Origin of the sequence: Polaribacter sp. Hel1_33_78, assembly GCF_900106075.1 — a bacterium.
GTDB lineage: Bacteria > Bacteroidota > Bacteroidia > Flavobacteriales > Flavobacteriaceae > Polaribacter.
In genome coordinates this window covers 1,800,805-1,827,659 of record NZ_LT629794.1, presented here as the reverse complement: position 1 = coordinate 1,827,659, position 26,855 = coordinate 1,800,805, and the positions used below count along the sequence as shown (strand labels likewise).

Annotated in this window: 25 protein-coding genes; 10 read left to right on the top strand and 15 right to left on the bottom strand. The window is 29.6% G+C overall.

Features of this window, described 5'->3' with window-relative positions; translation table 11 throughout:
- Nucleotides 1-34 precede the first annotated feature (34 nt).
- The 4 genes from BLT88_RS07760 to BLT88_RS07745 all read right to left on the bottom strand — a co-directional run bounded on the left by BLT88_RS07760 (nucleotide 35) and on the right by BLT88_RS07745 (nucleotide 4,007).
- Nucleotides 35-415 (bottom strand): hypothetical protein, encoded by a 381-nt coding sequence (locus tag BLT88_RS07760; RefSeq protein WP_091954045.1) that lies wholly within the window; start codon nucleotides 413-415, stop codon nucleotides 35-37.
- Nucleotides 416-515: 100 nt separating this feature from the next.
- Complete coding sequence (typA, locus tag BLT88_RS07755) at nucleotides 516-2,288, bottom strand: translational GTPase TypA (RefSeq protein ID WP_091954043.1); 1,773 nt, start codon at nucleotides 2,286-2,288, stop codon at nucleotides 516-518.
- Between the two features lie 268 nt (nucleotides 2,289-2,556).
- Complete coding sequence (locus tag BLT88_RS07750) at nucleotides 2,557-2,844, bottom strand: LETM1 domain-containing protein (RefSeq protein WP_036786379.1); 288 nt, start codon at nucleotides 2,842-2,844, stop codon at nucleotides 2,557-2,559.
- Nucleotides 2,844-4,007, bottom strand: coding sequence for a proline dehydrogenase family protein (locus tag BLT88_RS07745; protein ID WP_091954042.1), 1,164 nt, complete (start codon nucleotides 4,005-4,007; stop codon nucleotides 2,844-2,846). The genes BLT88_RS07750 and BLT88_RS07745 overlap by 1 nt, the downstream gene beginning before the upstream one ends.
- 89 nt (nucleotides 4,008-4,096) lie before the next feature.
- Here BLT88_RS07745 and aroB point away from each other — a divergent pair, with 89 nt between their 5' ends.
- Nucleotides 4,097-5,155, top strand: coding sequence for a 3-dehydroquinate synthase (gene aroB, locus BLT88_RS07740; protein ID WP_091954041.1), 1,059 nt, complete (start codon nucleotides 4,097-4,099; stop codon nucleotides 5,153-5,155).
- An 80-nt stretch (nucleotides 5,156-5,235) separates the two neighbouring features.
- Here the strand turns inward: aroB and BLT88_RS07735 are convergent, their stop codons facing one another.
- Complete coding sequence (locus BLT88_RS07735) at nucleotides 5,236-5,688, bottom strand: cold-shock protein (protein WP_091954039.1); 453 nt, start codon at nucleotides 5,686-5,688, stop codon at nucleotides 5,236-5,238.
- A 244-nt stretch (nucleotides 5,689-5,932) separates the two neighbouring features.
- Here BLT88_RS07735 and BLT88_RS07730 point away from each other — a divergent pair, with 244 nt between their 5' ends.
- From BLT88_RS07730 to BLT88_RS07715, 4 genes are read left to right on the top strand one after another with little or no spacing between them, the layout of a single operon-like run.
- Nucleotides 5,933-6,604 (top strand): TetR/AcrR family transcriptional regulator, encoded by a 672-nt coding sequence (locus BLT88_RS07730; RefSeq protein ID WP_091954038.1) that lies wholly within the window; start codon nucleotides 5,933-5,935, stop codon nucleotides 6,602-6,604.
- A gap of 2 nt (nucleotides 6,605-6,606) precedes the next feature.
- Nucleotides 6,607-8,271, top strand: a complete 1,665-nt coding sequence (locus BLT88_RS07725; protein ID WP_091955717.1) for a peptidase domain-containing ABC transporter — start codon at nucleotides 6,607-6,609, stop codon at nucleotides 8,269-8,271.
- A 5-nt stretch (nucleotides 8,272-8,276) separates the two neighbouring features.
- Nucleotides 8,277-9,638, top strand: a complete 1,362-nt coding sequence (locus tag BLT88_RS07720) for an HlyD family secretion protein (RefSeq protein WP_091954036.1) — start codon at nucleotides 8,277-8,279, stop codon at nucleotides 9,636-9,638.
- Between the two features lie 30 nt (nucleotides 9,639-9,668).
- Nucleotides 9,669-11,069, top strand: a complete 1,401-nt coding sequence (locus tag BLT88_RS07715) for a TolC family protein (protein ID WP_091954035.1) — start codon at nucleotides 9,669-9,671, stop codon at nucleotides 11,067-11,069.
- A gap of 451 nt (nucleotides 11,070-11,520) precedes the next feature.
- Here the strand turns inward: BLT88_RS07715 and BLT88_RS07710 are convergent, their stop codons facing one another.
- Complete coding sequence (locus tag BLT88_RS07710) at nucleotides 11,521-11,985, bottom strand: MaoC family dehydratase (RefSeq protein ID WP_036786370.1); 465 nt, start codon at nucleotides 11,983-11,985, stop codon at nucleotides 11,521-11,523.
- Between the two features lie 102 nt (nucleotides 11,986-12,087).
- On the opposite strand from BLT88_RS07710, the gene BLT88_RS07705 reads away from it, so the two are divergent.
- A complete protein-coding gene (locus tag BLT88_RS07705) occupies nucleotides 12,088-15,327 on the top strand; it encodes a S41 family peptidase (protein WP_091954033.1) in 3,240 nt (1,079 codons plus the stop codon).
- Between the two features lie 52 nt (nucleotides 15,328-15,379).
- Here the strand turns inward: BLT88_RS07705 and BLT88_RS07700 are convergent, their stop codons facing one another.
- From BLT88_RS07700 to BLT88_RS07690, 3 genes are read right to left on the bottom strand one after another with little or no spacing between them, the layout of a single operon-like run.
- Nucleotides 15,380-16,000, bottom strand: coding sequence for a trimeric intracellular cation channel family protein (locus tag BLT88_RS07700; RefSeq protein WP_036786366.1), 621 nt, complete (start codon nucleotides 15,998-16,000; stop codon nucleotides 15,380-15,382).
- Nucleotides 16,001-17,122, bottom strand: a complete 1,122-nt coding sequence (locus tag BLT88_RS07695; protein WP_091954032.1) for a DEAD/DEAH box helicase — start codon at nucleotides 17,120-17,122, stop codon at nucleotides 16,001-16,003.
- Nucleotides 17,123-17,150: 28 nt separating this feature from the next.
- On the bottom strand, nucleotides 17,151-17,546 hold the full coding sequence (locus tag BLT88_RS07690; protein WP_036786362.1) for a thioesterase family protein: 396 nt from the start codon (nucleotides 17,544-17,546) through the stop codon (nucleotides 17,151-17,153).
- A gap of 104 nt (nucleotides 17,547-17,650) precedes the next feature.
- Between BLT88_RS07690 and BLT88_RS07685 the strand changes: the two genes are divergently transcribed.
- Nucleotides 17,651-18,988, top strand: coding sequence for an MATE family efflux transporter (locus BLT88_RS07685; protein WP_091954030.1), 1,338 nt, complete (start codon nucleotides 17,651-17,653; stop codon nucleotides 18,986-18,988).
- A gap of 168 nt (nucleotides 18,989-19,156) precedes the next feature.
- On the opposite strand, the gene BLT88_RS07680 is transcribed toward BLT88_RS07685, so the two are convergent.
- Nucleotides 19,157-19,831 (bottom strand): DUF2461 domain-containing protein, encoded by a 675-nt coding sequence (locus BLT88_RS07680; protein WP_091954029.1) that lies wholly within the window; start codon nucleotides 19,829-19,831, stop codon nucleotides 19,157-19,159.
- Nucleotides 19,832-19,887: 56 nt separating this feature from the next.
- Here BLT88_RS07680 and BLT88_RS07675 point away from each other — a divergent pair, with 56 nt between their 5' ends.
- Nucleotides 19,888-20,697 (top strand): DUF1853 family protein, encoded by an 810-nt coding sequence (locus tag BLT88_RS07675; RefSeq protein ID WP_091954027.1) that lies wholly within the window; start codon nucleotides 19,888-19,890, stop codon nucleotides 20,695-20,697.
- Between the two features lie 55 nt (nucleotides 20,698-20,752).
- On the opposite strand, the gene BLT88_RS07670 is transcribed toward BLT88_RS07675, so the two are convergent.
- Genes BLT88_RS07670 through BLT88_RS07655 form a run of 4 tightly spaced genes read right to left on the bottom strand, consistent with a single transcriptional unit; the run spans nucleotide 20,753 to nucleotide 25,037 of the window.
- Nucleotides 20,753-21,862, bottom strand: a complete 1,110-nt coding sequence (locus tag BLT88_RS07670; protein WP_091954026.1) for an efflux RND transporter periplasmic adaptor subunit — start codon at nucleotides 21,860-21,862, stop codon at nucleotides 20,753-20,755.
- A gap of 30 nt (nucleotides 21,863-21,892) precedes the next feature.
- Complete coding sequence (locus BLT88_RS07665) at nucleotides 21,893-23,110, bottom strand: ABC transporter permease (RefSeq protein WP_036786351.1); 1,218 nt, start codon at nucleotides 23,108-23,110, stop codon at nucleotides 21,893-21,895.
- A 1-nt stretch (nucleotide 23,111) separates the two neighbouring features.
- Complete coding sequence (locus BLT88_RS07660) at nucleotides 23,112-24,341, bottom strand: ABC transporter permease (RefSeq protein WP_091954024.1); 1,230 nt, start codon at nucleotides 24,339-24,341, stop codon at nucleotides 23,112-23,114.
- 3 nt (nucleotides 24,342-24,344) lie between these two features.
- Complete coding sequence (locus BLT88_RS07655; protein WP_091954022.1) at nucleotides 24,345-25,037, bottom strand: ABC transporter ATP-binding protein; 693 nt, start codon at nucleotides 25,035-25,037, stop codon at nucleotides 24,345-24,347.
- Nucleotides 25,038-25,212: 175 nt separating this feature from the next.
- Here BLT88_RS07655 and BLT88_RS07650 point away from each other — a divergent pair, with 175 nt between their 5' ends.
- Nucleotides 25,213-25,629, top strand: coding sequence for a thiol-disulfide oxidoreductase DCC family protein (locus BLT88_RS07650; RefSeq protein WP_036786345.1), 417 nt, complete (start codon nucleotides 25,213-25,215; stop codon nucleotides 25,627-25,629).
- Nucleotides 25,630-25,642: 13 nt separating this feature from the next.
- Nucleotides 25,643-26,299, top strand: coding sequence for an HAD family phosphatase (locus BLT88_RS07645; protein ID WP_091954021.1), 657 nt, complete (start codon nucleotides 25,643-25,645; stop codon nucleotides 26,297-26,299).
- Between the two features lie 225 nt (nucleotides 26,300-26,524).
- Here the strand turns inward: BLT88_RS07645 and BLT88_RS07640 are convergent, their stop codons facing one another.
- Nucleotides 26,525-26,854 carry a hypothetical protein gene (locus BLT88_RS07640; protein ID WP_091954019.1) on the bottom strand — a complete coding sequence of 110 codons (330 nt, stop codon included), beginning with the start codon at nucleotides 26,852-26,854 and terminating at the stop codon, nucleotides 26,525-26,527.
- Nucleotide 26,855: the final 1 nt, after the last annotated feature.

The following is a 26,855-nucleotide window of genomic DNA, read 5'->3' as shown; positions in this document are numbered from 1 at the left end:
AGATAGAAAGCTCAATTTACTTGAGCTTTTTATTTTATTTTGATTTTAACAAAATTTCTGGTAATTTATTTTTAAAACTTGGGCTATTTTCTCGATACGAAACAGCTTTCTTTTTAGAAACCATTACTAATAAATCTTCGCTTAAAGTAAATAGGGTTCCAGCCCTAAAGGATACAATTAATAATTTTTCTAACTCAGTCTTTACGTCTTCTAAAGAAAATTGCTGATACTTTTCTTCTGTTGGATAACGATATTTTAACTGAAAAACTTCTTTTTTATCAACTACAAACAAACGCATATAGACATTTAACAAACCTTCACTCTTTCTTAGTGGCTTACTTAACGTTAGCTTTACAAATTTGTTACTGGCTATACTATGTTCTAAAATATTGAAAAGATGCTTAAAATCACTCATATGGCAAAGATAAAAAAAAGCTCAAGTTTTAAACTTGAGCTTTTTGGTTTTATTATTAAATTCTGAAACGAGTACAGAATTACGAAATAGTTATTCTCTATTATCCTTTAAAAGTAATCTTACGCATACGTAAACTTTCTGGCGTAACCTCTAAATATTCATCTCCTTTAATATACTCCATGTTTTCTTCTAAAGAGAAATCTACTTTAGGAGCAATTTTCATAGCATCATCTGTACCTGATTTACGCATGTTTGTTAATTGCTTTCCTTTAATTAAGTTTACTGCTAAATCATCTGATTTAGAGTTTTCTCCAATTACTTGACCAATATAAATTTCTTGGTTAATATCGATAAAAAAACGTCCCCTATCTTGTAAACGATTCAGTGCATATGCTGTTGCTTTACCCGCAGCAGAGGATACAATAGCTCCTTTTATATCTTCAGTAAAGTCTCCTTTATAAGGACCATATTCTGAAAAACGGTGGTTAATAATTGCTGTACCAGCAGTTGCAGTTAAGATTCTATTTCTTAAACCGATCAAACCTCTAGATGGAATAGAAAATTCTAAATGTTGTAGATCTCCTTTTGGCTCCATTATTAATAAATCTCCTTTTCTAAGAGATACTAAATTAATTGCTTTAGATGCTGCATCCTCAGGAACATCAATTGACAATGTTTCCATTGGTTCATGCTTCTTTCCATCAATTTCCTTTAAAATTACTTGTGGTCTTCCCACTTGTAATTCATATCCTTCTCTACGCATGGTTTCAATCAAAACTGATAAGTGTAAAACTCCACGTCCAAAAACATTAAATTTATCTTCAGAATCTGTAGTTTCAACTTTTAAAGCTAAGTTTTTCTCTAATTCTTTAAACAATCTGTCTCTTAAATGACGAGATGTTACATATTTACCTTCCTTACCAAAGAAAGGAGAATTGTTGATGGTGAACAACATACTCATTGTAGGTTGGTCAATTTCTGTTCTTGGCAATGCTTCTGGGTTTTCTAAATCAGCAATAGTATCACCAATTTCGAATCCTTCTATACCTGTAATTGCACAAATATCTCCACATGGAACTTTATCTACTTGAACTTTACCCATTCCTTCGAATACGTGTAGTTCTTTAATTCTTACTTTTTTAGTAGAACCATCTGCTTTACACAACATGTAATCTTTACCTACTTGTAAATCGCCTCTAAAAACACGTCCAATAGCAATTCTACCTGTAAATGATGAGAAATCTAAAGAAGTAATTTGCATTTGTGGAGTTCCTTCATTGTATGTAGTTTTTGGAATAGATTCTAATACAGCATCTAGCAGAGGAATAATATTATCTGTTTCATTTCTCCAGTCTGTGCTCATCCAATTATTTTTTGCAGAACCATAAACAGTTGCAAAATCTAATTGCTCTTCAGTTGCTTCTAAAGCAAACATCAAATCAAAAACTTTTTCATGTACAATATCTGGCGTACAGTTTTCTTTATCTACCTTATTTACAACAACAATTGGTGTTAATCCTAACTCTAAGGCTTTACCTAATACAAAACGAGTTTGAGGCATAGGCCCTTCGAATGCATCAACTAATAATAAAACTCCATCAGCCATTTTTAATACACGCTCAACTTCACCACCAAAATCGGCGTGACCAGGAGTATCAATTACGTTAATTTTTGTGTTCTTATAGTTTACAGATACGTTTTTAGAAAGAATAGTAATTCCTCTTTCTCTTTCTAAATCATTATTATCTAACAATAAATCTGTGCGTTCTTTTCGATCGTCTAAAATTTTTGCTTGATCAATAATTTTATCAACTAAGGTTGTTTTTCCGTGATCTACGTGAGCTATAATAGCAATATTTCTAATTGGTTGCATGCGTGTTTCTTAAATTTCGTGCAAAAGTAATTGTTTCTATGGTATTTATACGAATTCTAACGATTTATTTTTATTTAAGAGTAATCGAATGAAGAACTGTTGGAACCTAATAGCGATATTTATATCTTTTTAAAGAATTTTTATTTGTTGCAACATTCTAAAATATTAATCTTTTGAAACAAGAGTAAAATTTGAAAATAGTCTGAAAAATAATAATTTCCAGACTTTTGAGGAGTAATTTACCTTTCCGATAGTAAACAAATAACTCTTATTCTTCAAAATTTTCTTGAAAAGCAGACGGTAAAATATCAGGAATTAATTTTATTAAAAGCGGTAATAGTAAAGCGCCGCCAGGGAGTAAAAAAACTGCCAATGCTGGTATTGCTTTACAAATATCTAACAACTGTATTTTAACCTTTTCTTTTTCTTCCTCTGTTAATGAAGAATGAGTCCCTTTTTTTATAAGAAACACAGCTTCTTTACTTTGCTTTAATTCTTGAGCAAGTCTTAATTTATTTCTATGAAGTAACGTTTTTATTTCTTCTATGCTATTCATTATAATTTTCTGCGCTTTCTCTCCGTTTTTAAAAGATTTAGTTCTCTACTAGTTTGTCCAGCAACGGAAGTGTTTTCTTCCGCTCTTCTTATTAAATAAGGCATTACATCTCTAACGGGACCAAAGGGTAAATATTTTGCTACATTATAACCTTTGCTGGCTAGATTATAGCTAATATGATCACTCATACCAAATAACTGACCAAACCAAAGGCGGTTATCATCTACTTTAATATTGTGTGTTTTTGCTAAATCCATCACTAAATAAGAGCTATTTTCATTGTGGGTTCCTGCAAAAAGTGCCATTTTTGGTTGTTCCATCATGTATTTTATAGCAGTATCATAATTAAGATCTGTGGCTTTTTTGTCTGTGCAGATTGGAGAAGGATACCCTTTTTCTTCCGCTCTTTCTCGTTCCTTTTCCATGTAAGCGCCTCGCACCACTTTTATACCAATATAAAAATTTTTCTCTTTTGCTCTTTTGTGAAGTTCTTTTAGGTAGTTCATTCTATCATGTCTATACATTTGTAATGTATTAAAAACAATAGCTTTTTCTTTGTTATAGAGCTCCATTAATTCTTCAATTAACTCATCTGCAGCTTTTTGCATCCAGCTTTCTTCTGCATCAATTAGCAAAGGAACATCTTTTTTAACGGCTAGTTTGCATACTTTATGAAAACGTGCTACTACTCTATTCCACTCTTCTTCCTCTTTAGAGGTTAACTTTTTTCCTTCAGATAATTTCTGATATAAAGCAAAACGACCAAAGCCGGACGGTTTAAAAACGGCAAACGGAATGGATTGTTTTTCTTCACAAAAGTTAATGATTCTTATAATTTTTGCTAAGGCACCATCGAAACTTACTTCTTCATCTTTACCTTCTACGGAATAATCTAAAACACTATGAACTTTGCCGTTATTATACATATTATCTATAATTGGCAAACAATCATCTTCTGTTACTCCTCCGCAAAAATGATCGAAAACTGTTGAACGGATTAAACCTTCTATAGGTAAATGTGCTTTCAATGCAAAATTAGTAACTGCGCTACCAATTCTTACCATTGGTTGATTTTGTATCATCCTAAACAAAAAATAGGCACGCTCTAATTGGGAATCGGATTTTAAAGAAAAAGCAATTTCTGTATTATCAAAAAGTTTCATTCAAGGTCATTTTAGTTGAAACAAATATAACTATTGAATAGTAATAATTGAATTTTTTATTTTTAATTTGCATACCTAATAAATTACAAATGAAAACCATACAAGCAGTAACATATCCTGTTCATTTTCATAAAGATAGTTACCAAGAACTCTCTAAATTAATTGAAATAAAAAACTACTCTACAATCTTTATTTTGGTGGATGAGAATACTTTTGAGTATTGTTACCCAAAGTTTATTCAAAATTTATCTATTGATAAAACTATAGAATTGATAGAAATTGAGTCTGGAGAAATTAATAAAAATTTGGAAACATGCATTGGAGTTTGGAATGCAATTACTGAATTAGGTGGAGATAGAAAAAGTTTGTTAATCACCTTAGGCGGGGGTGTAATAACCGATTTAGGTGGTTTTGTTGCTTCTTGCTTTAAACGTGGAATTGATTTTGTAAATATTCCAACCACTTTATTGTCCATGGTTGATGCTTCTGTTGGTGGAAAAACAGGTGTAGATTTGGGAGTATTGAAAAATCAGATTGGGTTGTTTGCTAATCCTGAGTTGGTATTGGTAGATACTGATTATTTATCAACGGTTTCTGATAGAGAAATTAAATCTGGAACCGCAGAAATTATTAAATATGGTATTACTTATGATGTTAAATTATTTAAGGAGATAAAGAATAATAAGTATTTAAAAATCAGTGATTTAATATTTCGTTCTGTAGAGATAAAAAATGAAGTAGTTTTGCAAGATCCTAAGGAACAGAACATACGTAAAATTTTAAATTTCGGTCATACTTTAGGTCATGCAATTGAATCTTTTTATTTAGAATCTGATGAGAAAGAAAACCTGACACATGGAGAAGCGATTGCTATTGGAATGGTTTGTGAAAGTTACATGTCTTTTAAGTTGTTAGGTTTTCCTAAAAAGAATGTAAATGAAATAAAAGAAGTAGTTCTATCCATTTATAATAGCACTATTTTGTTAAAAAAAGATTTTTGTAACATTATGGAGTTGCTAAAACACGATAAGAAAAACATAAACGGACAAGTAAATTTTGTGCTTTTAAATGATTTTGAAGACTTTAAGTTAGATTGTAAAGTTTCTGAAGATTTAATTATTGAAAGTATGGAGTTTTATAATTCTTAAAGCAATATATATAATTAAAAAAACCTATTACTTTGGGCAGTAATAGGTTATTTTAGTTATCACAGAGAAACTAGTATTCTCTAAATTTTCTTCACTTTTACTGCATTCATTCCACGCATACCTTTCTCGAGTTCAAAAGAAACTTTATCATTCTCAGTAATTTCATCAATTAAACCACTAACATGAGTAAAATATTTTTCACCATTTTCATGGTCAATAATGAATCCAAATCCTTTTGAAGAATCGAAAAAGTTTACTTTTCCTTTTCTAACAGGATCTTCTTCTGGTAAATCTTCTTTTTTTGTTACTGAAATCTGAATATCTTCCAATTCGTATTCCACTTTTAAATCTGGATCTGGCGGAGTATCTGCTAAATTTCCATTATGATCTACGTAAGCAAACTGAATTCCTGTCGGTCCATTTTCTTCTTTTTCTGCTTTTCTAGCCTCCATTTTCTTTTGCTTGTCTAAACGTTTTTTTAAACGTTTTTTTTCTTTTTCACTTTTACTAAATGTTTGTTGCGATTTTGCCATTAAAAATATAAGAGTTTTAAATTATTGTTTCTGATAAGATAAAATACCTAACTGAAAATTTAAAATCAAACTTACGCTAACTAGTGTAATAACTGGAGTGTATTCTTTCTTACTCTGCAAATATACGATTTATTCAGGAATTATTCTTACTTGAAATGATGTAGATGTTAAAAAATTATTAAATTTTAGTAATACTATTAATTTATAATAGTATTACTATTATATTTACTATAAATTACAAAGCATGAAAAATTTATTAACTGTCTTAAAAATTTCTGTTCCTGATAAAATTTTTATCAAAGATCCAGAAACATCAGAATTAGGAAAAAGAATCATTGAGCGAAGTATTATATTGATAAATGAGATTGGCTTTGAAAGTTTTACTTTTAAGAAATTAGGAACAAAAATAGGTTCTAATGAAAGTTCGATTTATCGTTATTTTGAGAGTAAACATAAATTACTTCTTTACCTATCTTCCTGGTATTGGGCATGGTTAGAATATCAATTAGTCATTGAAACTTTTAGTATTTCTAATCCTTTTAATAAGTTAGAAAAAGCAGTTACCATTGCAACAAGAACCATAGAGGATGATAATAATTTCTCTCACATTAACGAAACTTTATTATACAGAATTATTGTAAACGAAAGCTCTAAATCATTTTTAACGAAAGAAGTAGATACAGAAAATAAAGAAGGATATTTTGAAGTTTATAAGAGATTAATTATTAGAATTAGTGAAATGATTTTAGATGTAAAAAAAGAATATCCTTATGCGCTAAGTTTAGCAAGTACAATTATTGAAGGAGGTTTACATCAACATTTTTTAAACGAACATTTCCTATCAATTACCAATTGTAAAGAAGGAAAGACCCCAACAAATTTCTTTATTGATTTAGTGAAAAATACTTTAAAATAATGATTGATGATAAACAATTAAATCCTTGGCAGCGTTTCGTAGGTTTGCTAATTTTAGAGAAAAAAGATATTTTTCAAATATTTTACTATGCAATTTTTGGAGGCGTGGTAGCGCTCTCTTTACCTCTGGGAATTCAAGCAATTATTAATTTAATTCAAGGTGCACAAATCTCTACATCCTGGGTTGTTTTAGTTATTGTTGTAACGTTTGGTGTTATTTTTTCTGGTGCTTTACAATTAATGCAATTAAGAATTATCGAAACCATACAACAACGGATTTTCATGAGAGCCTCTTTCGAATTGAGCTACCGTTTTCCAAAAATTAAAATGTCAGAATTACGTAATTATTATCCGCCAGAATTGGCGAATCGTTTTTTTGATACACTGACCATTCAAAAAGGATTATCAAAAATTTTAATTGATGTTCCTACGGCAATATTACAAATTCTTTTTGCATTAATTTTACTATCATTTTATCATCCATTTTTTATTGTATTTGGTGTATTATTACTCCTATTAATTTTTATAGTTTTTAAATTTACAGCTAGAAAGGGATTAGAAACTAGTTTGATAGAATCTAAAAATAAATATAAAGTTGTCCACTGGATACAAGAAATTGCAAGAACAGTAGTAAGTTTTAAACTGTCCGGAAACACCAATTTAGCAATGTCTAAAAACGATGATTTAGTAAGTGAATATTTAGAGGCGAGAGAAAATCACTTTAAAATTTTACTCTTACAATTTTCTCAAATGATAGGTTTTAAGGTAATTGTAACTGCTGGTTTATTGTTAATTGGTGGAGCTTTAGTCTTGAGACAAGAAATGAATATTGGTCAGTTTGTTGCTGCAGAAATCATTATTCTTTTAGTAATAGCCTCAGTAGAAAAGTTAATTATTGGATTAGAATCTTTTTATGACGTGCTTACATCCATCGAAAAAATTGGTCAAGTAGTAGATAAAGAATTAGAATCACAAGATGGGGAAACTCCTCTCTTTAAAAATGGTTTGATCTTAGAGCTAGATGAAGTTTCTTATGGAGTTAAAGATAGAGAAAAGTCAATTATTATAAATATGTCTTTTAAGTTATCTCCAAAGAGCAGAGTTTTAGTTGTTGGTGAAAGTGGTGCAGGAAAATCTAGTTTACTTCGTTTAATTTCAGGGGTTATAGAGCCTACAGCTGGAAATATTTACATTAATAATTTATCATTAAGTAGTTTACATTTAAATCATTACAGATCTCAATTAGGCTTATCTCTTTCAGAGGAAACTCCTTTTGAAGGTTCAATAAGAGAAAATTTAATTTTTGGAAATGAAAGCATAAAAGATGATTTAATTTTTGATGTTTTAGAGAATGTTGGATTATCTCAATTTTTAAAAGAGCAACCCAATGGTTTGGATACTGTCATATATCCTGAAGGAAAACAAATGTCTTACACTATTGCTAAAAAAATGATTTTAGCGAGAGCCATTATCAAACAACCTAAAATAATGATTTTAGAAGACCCTTTAGATCAATTTAATTTGGAAGAAACAATTAGTATTATCAATTATTTAACGGATGAAAAAAGACCTTGGTCCCTAATTGTGGTGAGTAGTAAAAAAAGCTGGCGCTCAAAATGTACTCAGACTATTACGTTAGAGAAAGGCCAAATTAAATCCATAAATTAAAAACGATGTTAAATATTTCTAATAATCAATTATACAAAACCGTGGATTTAAAAAGTTTTAAATCTGGCAAGAATATTTTTAGCAAAGAATATTATAAGGCGCTTAACAAATTTTTATTAATATTTGCTTTTATAGGTTTAATTGCCTTGTTTTTACCTTGGACACAAAATATTTCTGGTAAGGGCTTAGTAACTACTCTGGCACTAGGACAAAGACCACAAGCAATACAATCTCAAATCCCTGGAAGAATTGAGCAATGGTTTGTTAGAGAAGGTGATTATGTGAAAAAAGGAGATACCATTTTAAGAATTTCTGAAGTTAAAAGTGATTATTTTGATGGTCTTTTAATCGAAAGAACAAACGACCAAATAAACGCAAAAATATCTTCTGTTAATGCCTATCAGTATAAGGTAGAGGCTTTAGACAGGCAAATTATTGCTTTAAAAGAAGAAAGAAAGCTAAAACTTGAACAAGCAAAAAATAAATTTCTACAATCCAAATTAAAAATAAAAAGTGATAGTATTGAATTTGAAGCTTCCAAAATGAATATTAAGATTGCAGAAAGACAGTATAATCGAACAAAAGCATTACAAAAAGAGGGTTTAAAAGCCGTTAAAGATGTTGAAGAAAAACGGTTGAAACTGCAAGAAACACAAGTGAAATTAATCTCAAAAGAAAATAAATTACTTGCTACTAAAAACGAAGTATTAAATGCAAAAGTTGAAATTTCTAGAATAAGAGCAAGTTATACTGATAAAATATCTAAATCTCAAAGTGATAAATATACTGCGCAGTCTAGTGGTTTTGATGCTAAAGCTCAAGTATCTAAATTAGAAAATAGTAATAGTAATTATAGAGTAAGAAATAGCTTGTTATTTATAACCGCTCCTCAAAATGGGTATATTAACAAAGCTTTGAAAGGCGGACTTGGAGTTACTTTTAAAGAAGGAGAAGAAATTGTTGGGATTATGCCAGCACAATATGATTTGGCGGTCGAAACCTTTGTAAGGCCTATAGATCTGCCTTTAATTCATAAAGGAGAAAAAGTTCGTGTACAGTTTGACGGTTGGCCAGCTATTGTCTTTAGTGGTTGGCCTAATGTTTCTTATGGAACTTATGGTGCAGAAGTTGTGGCCATAGAGAGGTTTATAAGTGATAATGGTAAATATAGAGTTCTATTATCACCAGATGAAACAGATCATGAATGGCCAGAGGGTATTAGAGTTGGTTCTGGCGCAAAAACTATTGCATTATTAGAAGATGTGCCAATTTGGTTTGAACTTTGGAGACAGTTAAACAGTTTTCCACCCAACTATTACCAACCGGATGTAATTACTAAAGTAAAGTATAGTTCTAAAAATAAATAAATACTTGCTAATTTTCTAGATTTTTATAACATGAAAAAATATATTTTGGTGCTGTTTTTATTAATGTTTGCAGATCTTTCATCTCAAGAAAAAGTTGAATCTGTAATGATTTTATCAGAGTATCTTGGATATGTAAAAACCTATCATCCAATTGTAAAACAAGCAAACCTTATTATCAATAATAGTGAAGCTAAGTTGTTAAAAGCTAGAGGCGCTTTTGATCCCAAAATTGAAATTGATTTTGATAAAAAAGAATTTAAGAATAAAGAATATTATAATAAATTAAACGGTGCTTTTAAAATACCTGTTTATTATGGATTAGAGTTTAAAGCAAATTTTGAAAATAATGATGGGCTTTATTTAAATCTTGAATCAACGAATCCAAAAGATGGTTTATACGCCGCGGGTGTTTCCGCTTCTTTGTTAAAGGGACTTTTCATAAACAAAAGAATGGCGGCTTTAAAACAGGCAAAACTCTTCGTTAATAAGGCAAAAGAAGATCAGGAATTATTGGTAAATGAAATTTTATATAATGCGTCTTTATCCTATTTTAATTGGTTAAAGACCTATAATGAGAAAAAGGTTTATGAAGATTTTTTAAACAATGCACAAATTCGTTTTAAAGGAACTAAAAAAGCCTTTTTAGAAGGGGATAAACCTGCTATTGATACCCTCGAAGCAAGAATTACGCTTAATAATAGAAAGTTAAATTTAGAAAAAGCACGCATTAAATTAGTGAAAGCATCACTAGGTTTATCTAACTTTTTATGGTTGACTAATAATACGCCGGTTGAATTACAAGCACATATAATTCCTGATGTAAAAACATATAAAAATATAGATGTAGCGTTTAATATTGCCTTGTTTAATAACACGTATTTTGATATGAATAATCATCCAAAGATAAAATCTTTAGAATTTAAAATACAAAGCTTAGTTATTGATAGAAAATTAAAAACAAATAATTTGTTGCCCAAGTTGGATGTTGAATATAATTTTTTATCACAAGCTCCTCGTCAAGTAAACTCTTTTAATATAGATAATTATAAGGCTGGAATCAATTTTAAATTACCACTATTTTTAAGAAAAGAAAGAGGAGATTTTAAACTTTCGAAAATAAAGTTACAAGAGGCTACTTATGAAAATGAAGTTGCTAAGATTACCATTAAAAATAAATTAAAAGCACTACAACAAGAGTTATCCTCTTTTTCACTGCAAAGTAATTATATAAGCAATATTGTTAGCGATTATAATATTTTGTTAAAAGCTGAAGAAAGAAAATTCTTTTTAGGTGAAAGTTCTTTGTTTTTGGTGAATTATAGAGAATCTAAATTAATAGAAACCAAGTTAAAAGCTATTATAATAGAAAACTCTCTGTTTAAATCTAAAGCAAACTTGTTTAAAGCTGCTGCCATTATTATAGCAGAATAATTAAATATCTAAAAATTATTTATTTCTAAAAACACTTTAGGTTTTAAAAATCTAAAGAGCGTAAATTATATTTTTAGATTAATAAATAATACTGTAGTTCAAAATTAAGTTACTAAGATTGTTCCAAAAATAATTTTAATATAGCTGATTGGGCTCATTTTCCTTTCTACATTGCAGTTTTTTTCAGTTAAAAGCTTTATATTTTTTTCATTGATAAAAAATATCTGTCACATTTTTTATAATTGATTCATAGTTGTTGTTGTTTAAAGTCCTGAGAATCTATTTATGAACTCTGGAAGAGAATTATACACAGAAATAGAGTATTCTATAATAATAGAGATATCTCCTTTCTTTATATTTTTCTAATTAAATTCTAAAAAAGTAGTTGCAAAAGGTTGTCTTTTTTAAAAGAAATTATTCATAAATTAAAAGCTGTGATTTGTTACTTTTTTTATTCAAATAAAGCCGCAATAAATTCAGCAACACAAGCTGGTTTATCTTGCCCTTTAATTTCTATGGTGCATAGAAAGGTAACTTTAAATCCGTTGTTAGAAATCTCTTCTATGTCTTTAACCATCGAAATCATTCTTAATTGACTATTTACAGGAACTGGGTTTGGAAAACGAGCTTTGTTTAATCCATAATTTAAACCCATTTTAATACTTTTTACAGAAAAAGATTCTTCCAATAACTTAGAAATCATCGATACAGACATAAAACCATGAGCAACTGTACTTTTAAAAGGACTCTCCTTCTCTGCTCTATTTTCATCAACATGAATCCATTGTTTGTCTAAAGTAGCATTCGCAAAATCGTTAATCATTTGTTGTGTGACTTTATACCAATTACTTTCAGGCAGTGCCTTTCCTTTCATAGAAAGAAAGTCTTTCATAGAATTAAAAATTAATGTATTCATTAGAGTTATCTTTTTAGTAAAAATACAGTATTCGTTTCAAATTTAACATTGTGATTATAAGTTTATATATTAATTTGTTAGCTTAGCTAAAATTTACTAAAAATGAAAAAATTACTATTATTTTTCTCTTTAATTGCATTCTCAATAAATGCTCAAGATAAACCACAATGGATGCGTTATTCTTCAATTTCTCCAGATGGAACTCAAATTGCATTCACTTATAAGGGTGATTTATATAAAGTGCCAACAATGGGTGGAAATGCCACTCAACTGACTTTTCATAAGGCTCATGATTTTATGCCAGTTTGGAATAAAAACGGTTCTAAATTAGCTTTTGCATCTGACCGTTATGGAAATTTTGATATTTATGTGATGGATTCTAATGGTGGGTCTGCTAACAGAGTAACTTTTCATTCCACAAATGAATCTCCATTTTCTTTTTCTTCAAACGATAAAGAAATTGTTTTTGGAGCAATGCGTCAAGATGATGTAAATCATAGGCAATATCCTACTGCATCGCAACCAGAGCTATATAGTGTTCCCGTTAACGGAGGAAAAGTCAAACAAATACTTACTATTCCGGCTGAATATATTCAGTTCTCAAAGAATGGTAAGACAATGGTTTATCATGATAAAAAAGGAGGGGAAAATGAGTTTAGAAAACATCATACTTCTTCAATTACCCGAGATATATGGCTGTATGACCAAAAAACAAATACCCATAAAATGATTACTTCTTTTGGTGGAGAAGATAGACAACCAGTTTTTAGTGCTGATGAAAAAAGTATTTACTATTTAAGCGAAAAGAGTGGAACGTTTAATATTCACAAATTATCATTAGATAATCCAAATCAAGATCTGCAATTAACAGATTTTAAATTACACCCAATTAGGTTTTTAAGTTTTGGCAATGGAATTATATCTTTTGGATTCGATGGTGAATTATATACCATGAAAGAAAATGAAAAACCTAAAAAATTAAAAGTTAATATTAGAACTCAAAATATAGACAATGATGATAAGTTTATTTCTATAAATGGAGGAATCAATGAAATGTCAATTTCTCCTAATGGATTAGAGATTGCTTTTATTGCTCGTGGTGAAGTCTTTGTAACTTCTGTAGATAAAACCTTTACCAAAAGGTTAACTAATACACCAGAACGAGAACGTTTTGTTTCTTGGACGCCAGATGGAAAATCTGTTGTCTATAGCAGCGAAAGAAATGAAAAATGGAGCATTTTTAAAACGGAAAAAGTAAGAAAAGAAGAACCTTTCTTTTATGCCGCAACAGTATTAAAAGAAGAATCAGTAATTGAAAATAAACATGATAATTATCTTGCAGAATATTCACCTGATGGAAAAAAAATAGCTTTTGTTGAAGGAAGAAGAACTATAAAAGTTAAAGATATTGCAAGTAATAAAGAAACAATATTATTATCACCTAAAGATTTATATCATATGCGTGACGGTGATCAATATTTTACTTGGAGTCCAGACAGTAAATGGCTTTTAATTGATTGGGGAAAAACCTTAAGTAATGGTGAAGTATTATTAATGGCTGCTGATGGATCTAAAAGAATAAATTTGAATGAAAGTGGATATTATGATTCTAGTCCGAAATGGGTAAATGGTGGCAAACAAATGATTTGGTTTAGTAACAGAAATGGATTAAAGTCTTATGCTACTAGTGGTCGTTCTCAAAATGATGTTTATAGTATGTTCTTTACGCAGGATGCTTGGGATGAATTTAATTTAAGTGAAGAAGATTATAAATTAATGCAAGCCATTAAAGACGAAGCTAAAAAGAATGATAAAAAAGATAAATCAGATAAAAAAGACACTAAAAAAGATAAAGATGAAGAGGATAAAAAAAAGGAAGTGAAACCACTTACTTTTGATTTTGATCATATGAAAAATAGGACAAAAAGGCTTACTATTCATTCTTCAAGTCTAGGAGATGCAGTACTTTCTAAAAAAGGAGATGAATTATATTATTTAGCAAGGTTTGAAGGTAAGATGAATCTTTGGAGCACTAATTTACGTACCAAAGAAACAAAAATGTTGATAAAATTAAACACCAACTTTGGTAGTTTAAAATGGGACAAAGAAGTAAAAAACTTATACCTATTAAGCAGTGGTAAAATTTCTAAATTAGATCCAAGTACTAAGAAGAATAAAGCTGTTAAAATTAATGGTGAAATGGAATTTGATGCAAGTGCAGAAAGAACTGCCATGTTTAATCATGTTTGGATACGTACAAAAGCTATTTTTTATGAACCAACTTTTCATGGAGTTGATTGGAATAAAATGAAGAAAGAATATACCAAGTATCTTCCGTCAATAGGAAACGCTCACGAGTTTTCAGAAATGTTATCAGAAATGTTAGGAGAATTAAATGTGTCACATTCAGGTTCAGGCTCAAGAGGAAATGGAATCTCTAATGGTGATGCAACAGCATCTCTTGGAATTTTTATGAATTATAATCATAAAGGTGATGGTATTTTAATTGATGAAATTATTTCTGGAGGACCATTAGATAAAGCAAAGTTTAAGATTGTTCCTGGAATGATTATCGAAAATATTAATGGAGAGACTATTGATAAAAATCAAGATGTTGCGAAATATTTAAACAGAAAAGTTGGTAAATTTATGTTATTAGATATTACAAATCCTAAAACTAAAAAGAAACAAACTATTACTGTGAAGCCAGTTTCTTTAAGAGATGAAAATCGACTTTTATATAAAAGATGGGTAAAAACTAACGAAAAAGAAGTTGACAAAAAAAGTAATGGCCAACTTGGTTATGTTCACATTCCAGGCATGGGAGATGGTCCTTACAGAAGCATTTATCAAGATATGATGGGAAAATATACGGATAGAAAAGGAGTAATCGTAGATACTCGTTTTAATGGTGGAGGTGATTTAGTAGCAGATTTAGCAATGTTTTTTACAGGTGTCCCTTTTATTACATATGAAACTGAAGATAAAGTTGTTGGTGGAGAACCAACTTCCAGATGGACAAAACCAACTTTATCAATTTTTAATGAAAGTATGTATTCTGATGGGCATTGTTACGCTTCTGGATATACTGATTTAAAAATTGGAAAAACTGTGGGTATGCCAGTACCTGGCACTTGTAGTTTTGCTGGTTGGGAAAGCCTACCGAACGGTTCTTATTGGGGCGTTGTTCCTGTAAGTGCTAAAAATAAAGCAGGTGAATGGATGGAAAATAACCAAACCGAACCAATGATAAAAATAAAGAATATGCCTAGAGTTATTTCTAAAGGAAGAGACCAACAATTAGAACGTTCTATAAAAGAGTTATTGAAAGATGTAGAATGATCGTTATAACTTTTCTGTGAAGTAAAAAAGTGAAGAGATAATTTTCGCTTTTTTATTTCCCAAAAATGTCGTTATTAATTTTTGGTAATTCTAATTTGTATTTTACAGCGACTAGCCTGATTACAAAAATCACTAATCCTGATAAAACAAATTGAATATTTTCGGATACATCAAGGAATCCTAAAGATAAATAGACGACACCACCTATTAAACAGGCTGAAGCATAAATCTCTTTCTTAAAAATCAAGGGAACTTTTCTAGTCAGAACGTCACGAATTACTCCACCAAAAACAGCCGAAACCATTCCCATAATTAAGGCTAAAAAAGGATGTAAATTATAGTCCAATCCTTTCTGTAAGCCAAGCAAAGTAAATACACTAATACCTATAGTGTCAAATAAAAATAAGGTTTTACTTAAATGGGCGACTTTGCTTCTGAATAAATACATTGTAAGGACAGCTATTAAGATTGTCCAAACATAATTTAAATCACCTATCCAATTAATAGGATGTGCATTAATTAAAACATCACGAATCATTCCTCCCCCAACAGCAGTAACAAAAGCGATAATTATTACTCCAAAAATATCAAATTGTTTCTTTTTAGCAACCTGTGCTCCGCTAATCGCAAAAGCAAAAGTTCCTAAAATGTCTAAAACATAAATCAGTTCCATTTACACCGTAACTTCTGTGAATTTAATATTTAATTCTTTTTGAATTTCATGAATTTTATCCAATTCTGAAGGTAAGATAAAAGCAATTGAAACTCCTGTTTTTCCTGCTCTAGCGGTTCTTCCGCTTCTATGTGTATAGTATTCTAATTGTTCTGGTAATTGATGATGAATTACAAATTCTAAACCACTGACGTCAATTCCACGAGCAGAAACATCTGTTGAAACTAAATACTGTAAATTCTCTTTTTTAAAAGCCCTCATCACTTTATCGCGTTCTTTTTGTTGCATATCTCCTTCTAAAGCGGCAGCAGAAAACCCTTCTTCAATTAAGTAATTGGCTAAGTTCTGTGCACCGGCTTTTGTTCTACAGAAAATAATTCCTCTTTGAGCTTGTCTCTTCTCTAAAAATGAAACAATATCATTTGTCTTTTCTTTTAAGGTTGTTTTAGCAAAATGATGTCGAATATTCGCGTTGACCAAAGAACTTCTATTTATTTCTATTCTTGGAGCATTAGAATCCATATACGTCTTTACAATCCTTTTAATTTCTTCTGGCATTGTCGCTGAGAACAACCAAGTTTTTCTATCAGTTTTAGTCGTAAATTTTAGGATTCTATTCAAATCTTGTTTAAAACCCATGCTTAACATTTCATCGGCTTCATCTAAAATCACCGTTTTTACGTGACTAATATCGACACTTCCGCGTTCAATTAAATCAATTAACCTTCCCGGAGTTGCCACAACGATATGCGTGGTTCTTTTAAGATTATTCATTTGACGATCGATTTTTTCTCCTCCAAAAACAGCTTCTATGAAAATTTTATCTTCACTAAATTTCGTGAATTTAAATAATTGCTTTTTAATTTGCTGAACTAACTCTCTTGTAGGTGATAAAATTAACGCTTGTATATCGTTTGAACTAGCATCAATATGATGTAAAACTGGCAAGCCAAAAGCAGCAGTTTTTCCAGTTCCAGTTTGCGCTAAACCAATAAAATCTGTTGAAGAATTCAATAAAATAGGAATCGTTTTCTCTTGAATTTCTGAGGGTGTAGAAATTCCCAATTCTTTAATTGCTTTAATATAATTTTTATGAATTCCTAAGGAAGAAAAAGTTGACATTTTATCTAAATTTTGTGCAAATATACTTTTATTTAGGAGCTTGTAATACTTTTAAAACATTTTCTCTAATTCTTGCGGGCTTTAAAGTTTTGGAATCTAACATTGCCCAAATAGTTTTAGCTTTTACCAATAGCACATCCTTTTTATAAAACTCCATAAAACGAATAGAGGTGATACCTTTGGTCTCTCCTACCCATGTTTTTACAATAATTTCATCTCCTAAACTAGCTTGTTTTAAATAATCTATCTCATGCCTCATTACCACCCAAACGTACTGAGGTAAAGGATTATTTTTTGTTAAATGAGTCCAATGAGTAGTTGCAATTTTATCCATCCACTTTAAATAGACTAAGTTATTTACATGTTGTAAATTGTCAATATCTTCAGCAGAAACTGTAATTGTTAATATAAAAACGTTTTCCATTTTAATGAATTTGGACAAACTTATAAATTATAATATATCTATAAGAATTATTGATGATAGTTTTACAATGAACTTCATATTTATGATCATCTTTACAAGATCTTATGACAAATTTAGCAAACGATTTAGGTACCGAAAAGATTACTAGATTACTTATTAAACAAGCGGTTCCTGCTACTATTGGAATTCTTGTAATGTCTTTAAATATGATTGTTGATACTATTTTTGTAGGTCAATGGATTGGTGTTTTGGCTATTGCAGCCATTACTGTTGTATTACCAATTGCTTTTTTAATTTCTTCTATTGGAATGGGAATTGGAATTGGAGGAAGTTCAATTATATCAAGAGCTTTAGGAGCTAAAAATTCTGAAAAAGCTTTTCTAACTTTCGGGAATCAGATTTCTTTAACAGTCATTTTGGCAATCCTTTTTGTAACTGTTGGAAAAATTTACAGCTTGCCAATTCTTAATCTATTTGGCGCTAAAGGAGAGATTTTACCCATTGCTTCAGAATATTTTGGTGTCATTATTTATGGAGTTCCGTTTTTGGCTTTTGCAATGATGGGAAATCCAACTATTAGAGCTGAAGGAAAACCAAAATTTGCCATGTATGCCATGATGGTTCCTGCTGTTTTAAATGTTTTGCTCGACATTCTATTTATCAAAGTTTTTGGTTGGGGAATGTGGGGAGCTGGTTTAGCAACTTCTTTTGCATATGCAAGTTGTGGATTATATATTTTATATTTCTTTTTATCTTCAAAAAGTGAGCTGAGAATTATTCCTAAAAATTTTAAATTAGATTTTAAAATTGTTCTTGAGATTTTTCAATTAGGAGGGGTGTCAATCGTTAGACAAGGCACAATAAGTATTTTAATGATTGTTTTAAATTTTTCGCTTTTTAAATATGGAGGTGAAATATCCATTGCTGTTTTTGGTATTATTAATAGGGTTATGATGTTTGCTTTATCGCCCGTTTTAGGAGTTTGTCAAGGTTTTTTACCTGTTGCTGGTTTTAATATAGGAGCTAGAAAAAATAACAGAGTTCAAGAGACCATTAAAAAATCTATTTGGTTTGGTTCTATTTTAGGGTCTATTATTTTTATAGGGATTTTACTTTTTAAAGAAGAGGTTATTTGGGTTTTTACAAATGATACAACTTTGTTAAATAAAACACCAAATGCAATGTTTATTGTGTTTTTGGCAACGCCAATAGTTACGATGCAACTCATTGGTTCGGCCTATTTTCAGGCGGCAGGAAAAGCGTTACCGGCATTATTTTTAACACTTTTAAAACAAGGAATTTTCTTAATTCCTCTAGCCTATTTTTTGCCAAAATATTACGGTGTAGAAGGGGTTTGGTGGTCTTTTCCTATTGCGGATGTTTTGTCGACTATTATTACTGTTTTGGTATTAAAACGTGAAATTGATCAGAATTTAAAGTAGAGGACTGTTGATAGTTTATGCAGTCCACCTAAAGATTGATGTTAGAACTGTTCTAAGAGATTACGATTGATTTAATAATAATTTTATGATGAGTTCTTTTATCTTAATAAGTTTTAAAGAACAGAATATAAGATTCTTGCCTATACGTTTTCAGCATAATATTACCTTCTAAATTAAAGATTCCCCGTTTAAATTGGTACTTAATATGTCACTAAATAGATTAAAGAAAGGACGTAAAGCTCTAAAGCTTTCGTCAACGCTATCTATGAAATCAGGAGATAATACTTCAGCATCGGAAAATTTTTTAGAGGCAATAAATCCCTTTTTACGTAATAAATTTATATTAGGATGACCCTTATCAAAACCTCTTGGAGCTGTTTTTAATTCAGAAAAACTTTCGAACTTTCCTCCAAAATGTGTTTTATAATTTTCATCTTTTAAAATATCTTTTATTTCTGACGCATCTAGCTCTATTTCTTTTCTAATTCTGAATAAATCTTCCTTACTAGGTTCCCAAAACCCACCAGCCAAAAAAGATTCTCCTGGTCTAATTCTTAAAAAATAGCCTCCCCTTAATTCTTTGCCTAATCTCGAAAATGAATTTGCAAAATGAGCTTTATAGGGTGTTTTATCTTTAGAGAAACGCACATCTCTATAAATACGCATCATTTTAGATTTTTCAATTTCATCATGCTTTTGCAAGTTTGCATGAATTTCTGCAAATACATCTTTCGCATTTTGCTGCCCTCTTAAATAAGTTTCTTTATGATCTGCAAACCAATCTCTATTATTGTTTTTTTGTAAATCTTGAAGGTACTTGAAAGTAGATTTTTCTATTTGCATTTTAATAAATTTTAAAAGTTCAATTTACAAAATAGATTTGTAACTTCGATTTTAAGATGTATCAAAAAAGAAAAGATATTCAGAAAAGATATGAAGGATTTTTGCAAACGAATTGTTTGTGGAATGGCGCTATTATCTATGCGTTAAATCAATTTGATATTGAATCAAAATCCACGAAAATCGATGCCGAAATAAATGAAAAATTACGACTTGGAAAATATATAGAGCGCCTCGTTTCTTTTCAATTAAAGCAAGAAGAGTCTATTTCTATTATTTGTGAAAATATTCAAATTCAACAAAATAAAATTACTTTAGGGGAATTAGATTGCATTATTAAAAAAGAGAATACAGTTATTCATTTAGAAATTATTTACAAATTTTATTTGTTTGATGAAAGTGTGGGAACAACCGAAATTGAGCATTTTATTGGACCTAATAGAAAAGACTCTTTAAAAGAAAAACTAGAGAAGCTATCAAAAAAACAACTACCTCTACTCTATTCTGATGAATGCAAAACGTATTTAAACAGTATCAATTTAGAGGCTTCAGAAATAGAGCAACAAGTATATTTTAAGGCACAATTGTTTGTTCCTTTTCAACATCAAAATAAACTTTCAACTTTAAATAATAATTGTATTGCTGGTTTTTATTGCAATTTAAAAGAATTGCATCAATTTACAGATTGTAAGTTTTATATTCCTATTAAAAAAGATTGGATAATTATACCTCACAAAAATGTTTCATGGTTAAAATTCGATGAATTTGATATTGAATTAATAGAATATATAAATAGAAAATTTTCTCCACTTTGTTGGTTAAAAAAACAAAATGGAGAAATTTTAAAATTCTTTATGGTTTGGTGGTAAAATAAAAAGACATTCCTTTTGGGAATGCCTTTCAATATTGAGCTTACTTTAATTATTAATTAAATTGATCTTCATCATCTTTTTCAGTTTTCTTGTTCCATACCTTTATTTCATCTTCCATGGTTAAACCTTTTATAATTTCAACATTAACGCCATCAGAAGTTCCTAATTCTATAAATTTCTTGTCAAATTTGCCTTCTGCATTTTTAATCTCTACAAAAGGTTTTTCTGTTTTTCTATCAAATTGAAGCAATGATTCTTTGATAGACATTACATTATCTTTTTTCTCTAAAACTATTTCTGCATTTGCACTGTAACCTGCTCTAATAAAATAATTTTCATCTAAAGCAACATCTGCTTTAATTTTAAATTGAACAGCACCAGCTTCTTCTGTTCCTTTTGGAGCAATAAAATTTAAGTTTGCTGGAAATTTTTTACCCTCAATTGCTCCTAAAGAAATTTCAATAGCTGTTCCATTTATTAATTTACCAACCTCAGATTCATCTACTTTACCTTCAAATATCATCTTATTCATATCAGCAATTGAAGCTATAGTGGTACCCGCATTAAAATTGTTAGATTGTATTACTTGATCTCCTTCTTTAACTGGTATTTCCAAAATAGTACCAGACATTTGTGCAATTATACTTGTATTGGCGGCACTTCCAGAACTTGCTGATCCTCTTTTAATAATCATGTAATCATTCTCAGCATTTTTTAAATCTTGCTTAGATTGATTGTAATTAAGTTCAATCTGTTCAAATTCTTGTCTGGAAATAACCCCTTTGTCAAAAAGGTTCTTATTTCTATTATACTGAATTTTAGCATTATTTACACGGATTTTAATATTGTTAACTCTACCTTTAGCACTAATTAAAGATTGCTCATTAGGCACTACTCTTACAGTTGCAATTAAATCTCCTTTTTTTACTTTTGAACCTTCTGTCAATAATATTTTATCAATAATTCCCGTAATTTGAGGTTTTATTTCAATTTCTTCTAGCGGAGTTACTTTACCAGTAGCCACAGATTTTTTTATAATAGTAGTTTTAAAGGCTTTTTCAGTTTCATAAGTTATTGGAGAGGCGCTATTTTTTTTACCAAACCATATTAATACAAGTATTAATGCGACTGCTATGCTTCCAAAAATTAATATTTTTTTCATGTTTATTTACTGTTTATTATTATTGGGTTGTTATTCTTCTCTTAGTGCGTCAATTGGTTTCACAATCGTTGCCATATATGCAGGGATAAAACCTATGAGTGTGCCTAAAAAGACTAATACACTATAAGCAATTAATATTATAGGGATGTTTACTGTTGGATTTGTGAGCCAATCTTGAGAATCAATTAACATCAATATTAAGCCTCCTGCAATTATACCTAAAGAACCCGCTAATAAGGTTAAGAACAGAGATTCTAAAATAATCTGTTGTCTTACTATACCTGGTGTTGCTCCTAAGGCTCTTCTTATACCTATTTCTTTTGTTCTTTCCTTAACAGTAATTAGTAGAATATTACCAATTGCAAAAACACCAGCAATTAAAGTAGCGATACCTACAAACCATGTTAAAAATTGCATTCCTGTTAAAAAACCTGTAACTTTTGATATTTCTTTACCAAGATTAAATCCCCTAAAAGCTCTATTATCTTTAGGGTGTATATTATGAATATTTTTTAAAAGTAGTTTTACATCTGCTTCTACTTGAACAATATCAAATTCTTGTTTACCAGTAACCACCATCCATTGAAATTTATCTCCTTGGTTATAAACCAATTTAAATGTGCTAAATGGAATGTGTAAATTATTTTTACCTTCAAATCGTCCTGATTTATATACGCCAACAACTTGATATGAAATATTACTGACTTTTAAATAAGTACCAACTGCCTCTTCATCTTTATCAAATAATTCTTTATAAATTCCATCAGAAATCACACAGACTTTTCTGTTTTCATTAATATCTTTTTGATTTAAAAATCGACCATCGGTAAGTTTTTTCTTCTGAACTTTATCCAATAAGGGAAAATCACCAAAAACTGTAAAATTACCAGTTTTAAACCCATTAGTAACTTGACCACCAGTTGCGTTTCTTGGAACTACAAACTGAATTCCTTTAATTTCACTTCTAATTAAATCAACATCTCTAGTTGTTAATTTTATTTGTCTACCTTCTTGAAATCCTTTAAAAGGCATAGAAGTTCTACTGCCACTAATAAAGACACTATTAGTAGCAAAGTCTCCAAACATGCTATTAAAGCTATTTTCAATTCCTTTTGCTGCACCTAATAAACCAACCAAAAGTAAAATACCCCAAAAGGCACCAAAAATGGTAATTGCTGTTCTGGTTTTATTTTTACGAATGCTTCCGTAAATTTCTTGCCAAGTGTCTTTTTCGAATAAAAATTTCATATTAATCTGCGCTTAATGCTACTACTGGTTTTATTCTTGCTGCTCTTTTTGCTGGTAAATAACCTGCAATCATACCTGCTATTATTAAAGTAATAGTTGCACCTATTACAACTGGCCTTGAAACTCCTGGATTTAGAATAAAAAATGACTCTAAACTAGGACCTGCTAATTCTAAAATCCCAACACCTAAAATTAAGCCCAAATATCCTGAGAGTGCAGTAATAAAAATCGCTTCTTGCATGATCATTGCAATGATTGCTTTCGGTGTTGCACCAACTGCTTTTCTTATACCTAGTTCTTTTGTTCGTTCTTTTACGATGTAAACCATTATATTACTAATACCAACTACACCTGCTATTAAAGTTCCAAATCCAATAATAAAAATTAGAATTCCTAATCCAACCATCATTCCTGAAACTTCTTTGTTACTAGAAGCATAATTGTTTATTCTTATTCCTCTTTGATCATCAGGAGAAACGTTATGTTTTTTCTTTAACTCGCGTTTGATTTTATTACCAAAGGCTATAGCTTCATTTATACTTAAACTCGGATTGTAGGTAATACCAAAATCATCAACATAATTATTATTACCATATAATCTTTGCATAGTTGTAAATGGTGTATAAATGTATCTCTCATCACTATCTCCTCCAGAATCAGAGAAGACTCCAATAATTTTATAAATAATACCTCCAATTTTTAAATCTTTGCCGAAGGCGCTTAATTGACCAAATAAATCTTTTTCGACCATTTTACCAATTACTATTACTTTCGATCTTTCATTAATATCTCTATAATTTAAAAATCTACCTTCATTCATTTCTACTGACTCCAAAACTTGATATTCTGGATAAACGCCTCTCATTGTGTAGTTGTCTTTTTCATTTTTGTAAACAACATTAACACCTCTTTGAATTCTTGGACTAATTGTTTGAATTTTGCTTTCAAAGTTTTCTTTTAAAAACTTAAAATCGTCATTTTTAAATTGAACTCTTTTGCCTATTTGATTTCCTTTGTATGCTATTGTAGTATAATTAGACCAAATGTAAATGGAGTTCATTGAATCACCAGCAAATTCTTTTTTAAACGTATTTTGAAGACCATTGCCAATACCAAATAATAATGTAAATAATAAGATTGCAAAAGTTACTGTAAAGCCAGACAGTAAAGAACGTAACTTGTTTTTACTAATACTCTGAAAAATTTCTCTCCAACGATCTAAATCAAACATATGTTAGACGGCTTTAGCTACTTTAGTTAATTCATCACTAATAATAATACCATCCTTTAAGCGAACAATTCTTTTTGTTTGCTCTGCCACTTCTTCTTCATGTGTAATTACAAAAACAGTCATTCCTTCACCATTAATATCTTTCAATAAATCCATCACAGAATCTGTAGTTGTAGAATCTAATGCTCCAGTTGGTTCATCTGCTAAAACAACTTTTGGCTTCGTAACTAAAGCTCTTGCAATTGCAACTCGTTGCTTTTGACCACCAGAAAGTTCGTTGGGTAAATGATTAGCCCAATCTTTTAAACCTACCTTATCTAAATAATCCATAGCTACTGTCAAACGTTCTTTTCTGGCCATTCCTTTATAATATAAAGGCAATGCAACATTTTCTAAAGCTGTTTTGTATGATATTAAGTTAAATGATTGAAAAACAAATCCTAAAAATTTATTTCTAAGAATAGCGGCTTTTTTTTCATTTAAATCCCTAATCAACTGCCCGTTAAGGAAATAATTTCCTTCATCATGTCCATCTAATAAACCAACAATATTTAATAATGTAGATTTACCAGAACCAGAAGATCCCATAATAGATACGAATTCACCTTCTTTGATATGTAAGTCAATACCTTTTAATACATGTAATTTTTCTTTTCCTATGGGGTAAGATTTATGTAGCTTTTCTATTCTAATCATTCGTTGGCTATTTTTTATGCGAAATTACTGATAGCTTTTAATAGCAGTTATTAATTTTTTGTTAAATCAATTACCAATAAAATACAATCATAAGACGCTTCTAATTCTATTATGTTACAAGAAAACTAAAAAAAGATGAAGTATCTTTGTCAATAATAAAAATTATGAAGCTTAAATGATTGATATTCCAAAAAATAAGAAAATAATTTTGTTTGATGGTATTTGTAATTTGTGTAATGACGTTGTTTTAAAATTGATTAAAATCGATAAAAAGAATACTTTTATGTTTGCTTCTTTGCAGTCTAAATCAGGTCAAGAACTTATAAATTATTTAAATATTGATGTTTCTAAAGTAGATTCTATTATTTTGTTTGAACCTGGAGTTTCTTATGATATAAAATCTACAGCTGTTTTAAAAGTGTTGCATAATTTTGGAGGTCTTTGGCTTTTATCACAAACTCTCTTCGTTTTTCCTGAAGGATTGAGAAATTTGATTTATGATTTTATCGCTAAAAACCGTTACCAATGGTTTGGAAAAAGAGAAAGTTGTATGCTACCAACACCAGAAATAAAAGCTAAATTTTTAGAATAATTTATTGAAATAAATGAAACTACCAAAAGAAGTAAAATGTGTGATTTTTGACATGGATGGGGTAATTATAGATTCTGAAGAAATTCATAAAAAAGCCTATTATGAAACCTTTGGTTCTATTGGTGTTACTGTTTCTGACGATTTATATAAAACTATTACGGGTTCCTCTACTATCAATGCTTTTCAAAAATTAGTTACCTATTTTAATTTGACTTTGAATCCTGAGGATTTGGTTTTGGCAAAAAGAAAGCGTTATGTGAATTTCTTTGAAAATGACCCAACTTTACATTTGGTAAAAGGTGTTGAAGAATTAATTAAATATTTCTATAATAAAGGTTTTACTTTAATTTTAGCTTCTTCTTCTGCGATGGTAAATATTGATAGGGTTTTTAATAGATTTAAGTTAAACACCTATTTTACAGCAAAAATTAGTGGAGCAGATTTAAAAGCTTCCAAGCCACATCCTGAAATTTTTGAAAAGGCTGCTATTTTAGGCAGCACACCAAAAGAAAACTGTATTGTTATTGAAGATTCTGATAATGGTGTAAAAGCGGCAAATGATGCTGGTATTTTTGTTTTTGGCTATAGAAATCCCATGGCTGAAGACCAAACTTTAGAAAATGCTGATTTTGTAATTGAGGAGTTTAATGAGATAAAAGAATTAATTTAAAGTTATAAATGTTCAATGTAACTTTTAATAAAAAAAATCTTATTGAGGTTTGACAATTTTTAAAAATTTAACCTGAAATTATGTTGAAATATTAGATTATTTCATTTTAGTATGTATACATATTTTACAAATTAATTTCCTTTTTCCTAAAGATCCAGGTTTTTCTTCAGTGTCAAAATAAGGATAAACTTTACAGACTTAAACAAGTTCATTTTTTTAAAATAGTTAATCAATAATTTTCTTTAAAAGATGGAATACTTTTTTTTCAATTACATCGACAGAGCCATCAGCAAAAAAAACATTTTTGATATCTCTAATTAAATCATCTTTCTCTTTTTGATTAAACTTATTTTCTGATACATATTGTTGTATTTTATTTAAATTATTTTCATCAGAATCAACAACAACTTCTGTGTGTATTCTATGAAATGTTTTTTTATCAACCTTAGAAAAAATATATGCTTGTTCCTCTTTTGATTCAAAAAAATTGCAATGAGCTGCATATAAAAGCACATATGCTTCAAACTCTTTTCTAGTCCAATTTAGTGTTTTCATT

Coding starts and splice junctions, on each gene's coding strand:
- BLT88_RS07670 (WP_091954026.1), bottom strand. CDS start 21,862: ATGAAAAAAATATTAATTTTTGGAAGCATAGCAGTCGCATTAATACTT.
- BLT88_RS07660 (WP_091954024.1), bottom strand. CDS start 24,341: ATGTTTGATTTAGATCGTTGGAGAGAAATTTTTCAGAGTATTAGTAAA.
- BLT88_RS07650 (WP_036786345.1), top strand. CDS start 25,213: ATGATTGATATTCCAAAAAATAAGAAAATAATTTTGTTTGATGGTATT.
- aroB (WP_091954041.1), top strand. CDS start 4,097: ATGAAAACCATACAAGCAGTAACATATCCTGTTCATTTTCATAAAGAT.
- BLT88_RS07760 (WP_091954045.1), bottom strand. CDS start 415: ATGAGTGATTTTAAGCATCTTTTCAATATTTTAGAACATAGTATAGCC.
- BLT88_RS07710 (WP_036786370.1), bottom strand. CDS start 11,985: ATGAATACATTAATTTTTAATTCTATGAAAGACTTTCTTTCTATGAAA.
- BLT88_RS07655 (WP_091954022.1), bottom strand. CDS start 25,037: ATGATTAGAATAGAAAAGCTACATAAATCTTACCCCATAGGAAAAGAA.
- BLT88_RS07665 (WP_036786351.1), bottom strand. CDS start 23,110: ATGAAATTTTTATTCGAAAAAGACACTTGGCAAGAAATTTACGGAAGC.
- BLT88_RS07750 (WP_036786379.1), bottom strand. CDS start 2,844: ATGAATAGCATAGAAGAAATAAAAACGTTACTTCATAGAAATAAATTA.
- BLT88_RS07730 (WP_091954038.1), top strand. CDS start 5,933: ATGAAAAATTTATTAACTGTCTTAAAAATTTCTGTTCCTGATAAAATT.
- BLT88_RS07680 (WP_091954029.1), bottom strand. CDS start 19,831: ATGCAAATAGAAAAATCTACTTTCAAGTACCTTCAAGATTTACAAAAA.
- BLT88_RS07640 (WP_091954019.1), bottom strand. CDS start 26,854: ATGAAAACACTAAATTGGACTAGAAAAGAGTTTGAAGCATATGTGCTT.
- BLT88_RS07735 (WP_091954039.1), bottom strand. CDS start 5,688: ATGGCAAAATCGCAACAAACATTTAGTAAAAGTGAAAAAGAAAAAAAA.
- BLT88_RS07700 (WP_036786366.1), bottom strand. CDS start 16,000: ATGGAACTGATTTATGTTTTAGACATTTTAGGAACTTTTGCTTTTGCG.
- BLT88_RS07690 (WP_036786362.1), bottom strand. CDS start 17,546: ATGGAAAACGTTTTTATATTAACAATTACAGTTTCTGCTGAAGATATT.
- BLT88_RS07675 (WP_091954027.1), top strand. CDS start 19,888: ATGTATCAAAAAAGAAAAGATATTCAGAAAAGATATGAAGGATTTTTG.
- BLT88_RS07745 (WP_091954042.1), bottom strand. CDS start 4,007: ATGAAACTTTTTGATAATACAGAAATTGCTTTTTCTTTAAAATCCGAT.
- BLT88_RS07685 (WP_091954030.1), top strand. CDS start 17,651: ATGACAAATTTAGCAAACGATTTAGGTACCGAAAAGATTACTAGATTA.
- BLT88_RS07720 (WP_091954036.1), top strand. CDS start 8,277: ATGTTAAATATTTCTAATAATCAATTATACAAAACCGTGGATTTAAAA.
- BLT88_RS07695 (WP_091954032.1), bottom strand. CDS start 17,122: ATGTCAACTTTTTCTTCCTTAGGAATTCATAAAAATTATATTAAAGCA.
- BLT88_RS07705 (WP_091954033.1), top strand. CDS start 12,088: ATGAAAAAATTACTATTATTTTTCTCTTTAATTGCATTCTCAATAAAT.
- BLT88_RS07645 (WP_091954021.1), top strand. CDS start 25,643: ATGAAACTACCAAAAGAAGTAAAATGTGTGATTTTTGACATGGATGGG.
- BLT88_RS07715 (WP_091954035.1), top strand. CDS start 9,669: ATGAAAAAATATATTTTGGTGCTGTTTTTATTAATGTTTGCAGATCTT.
- typA (WP_091954043.1), bottom strand. CDS start 2,288: ATGCAACCAATTAGAAATATTGCTATTATAGCTCACGTAGATCACGGA.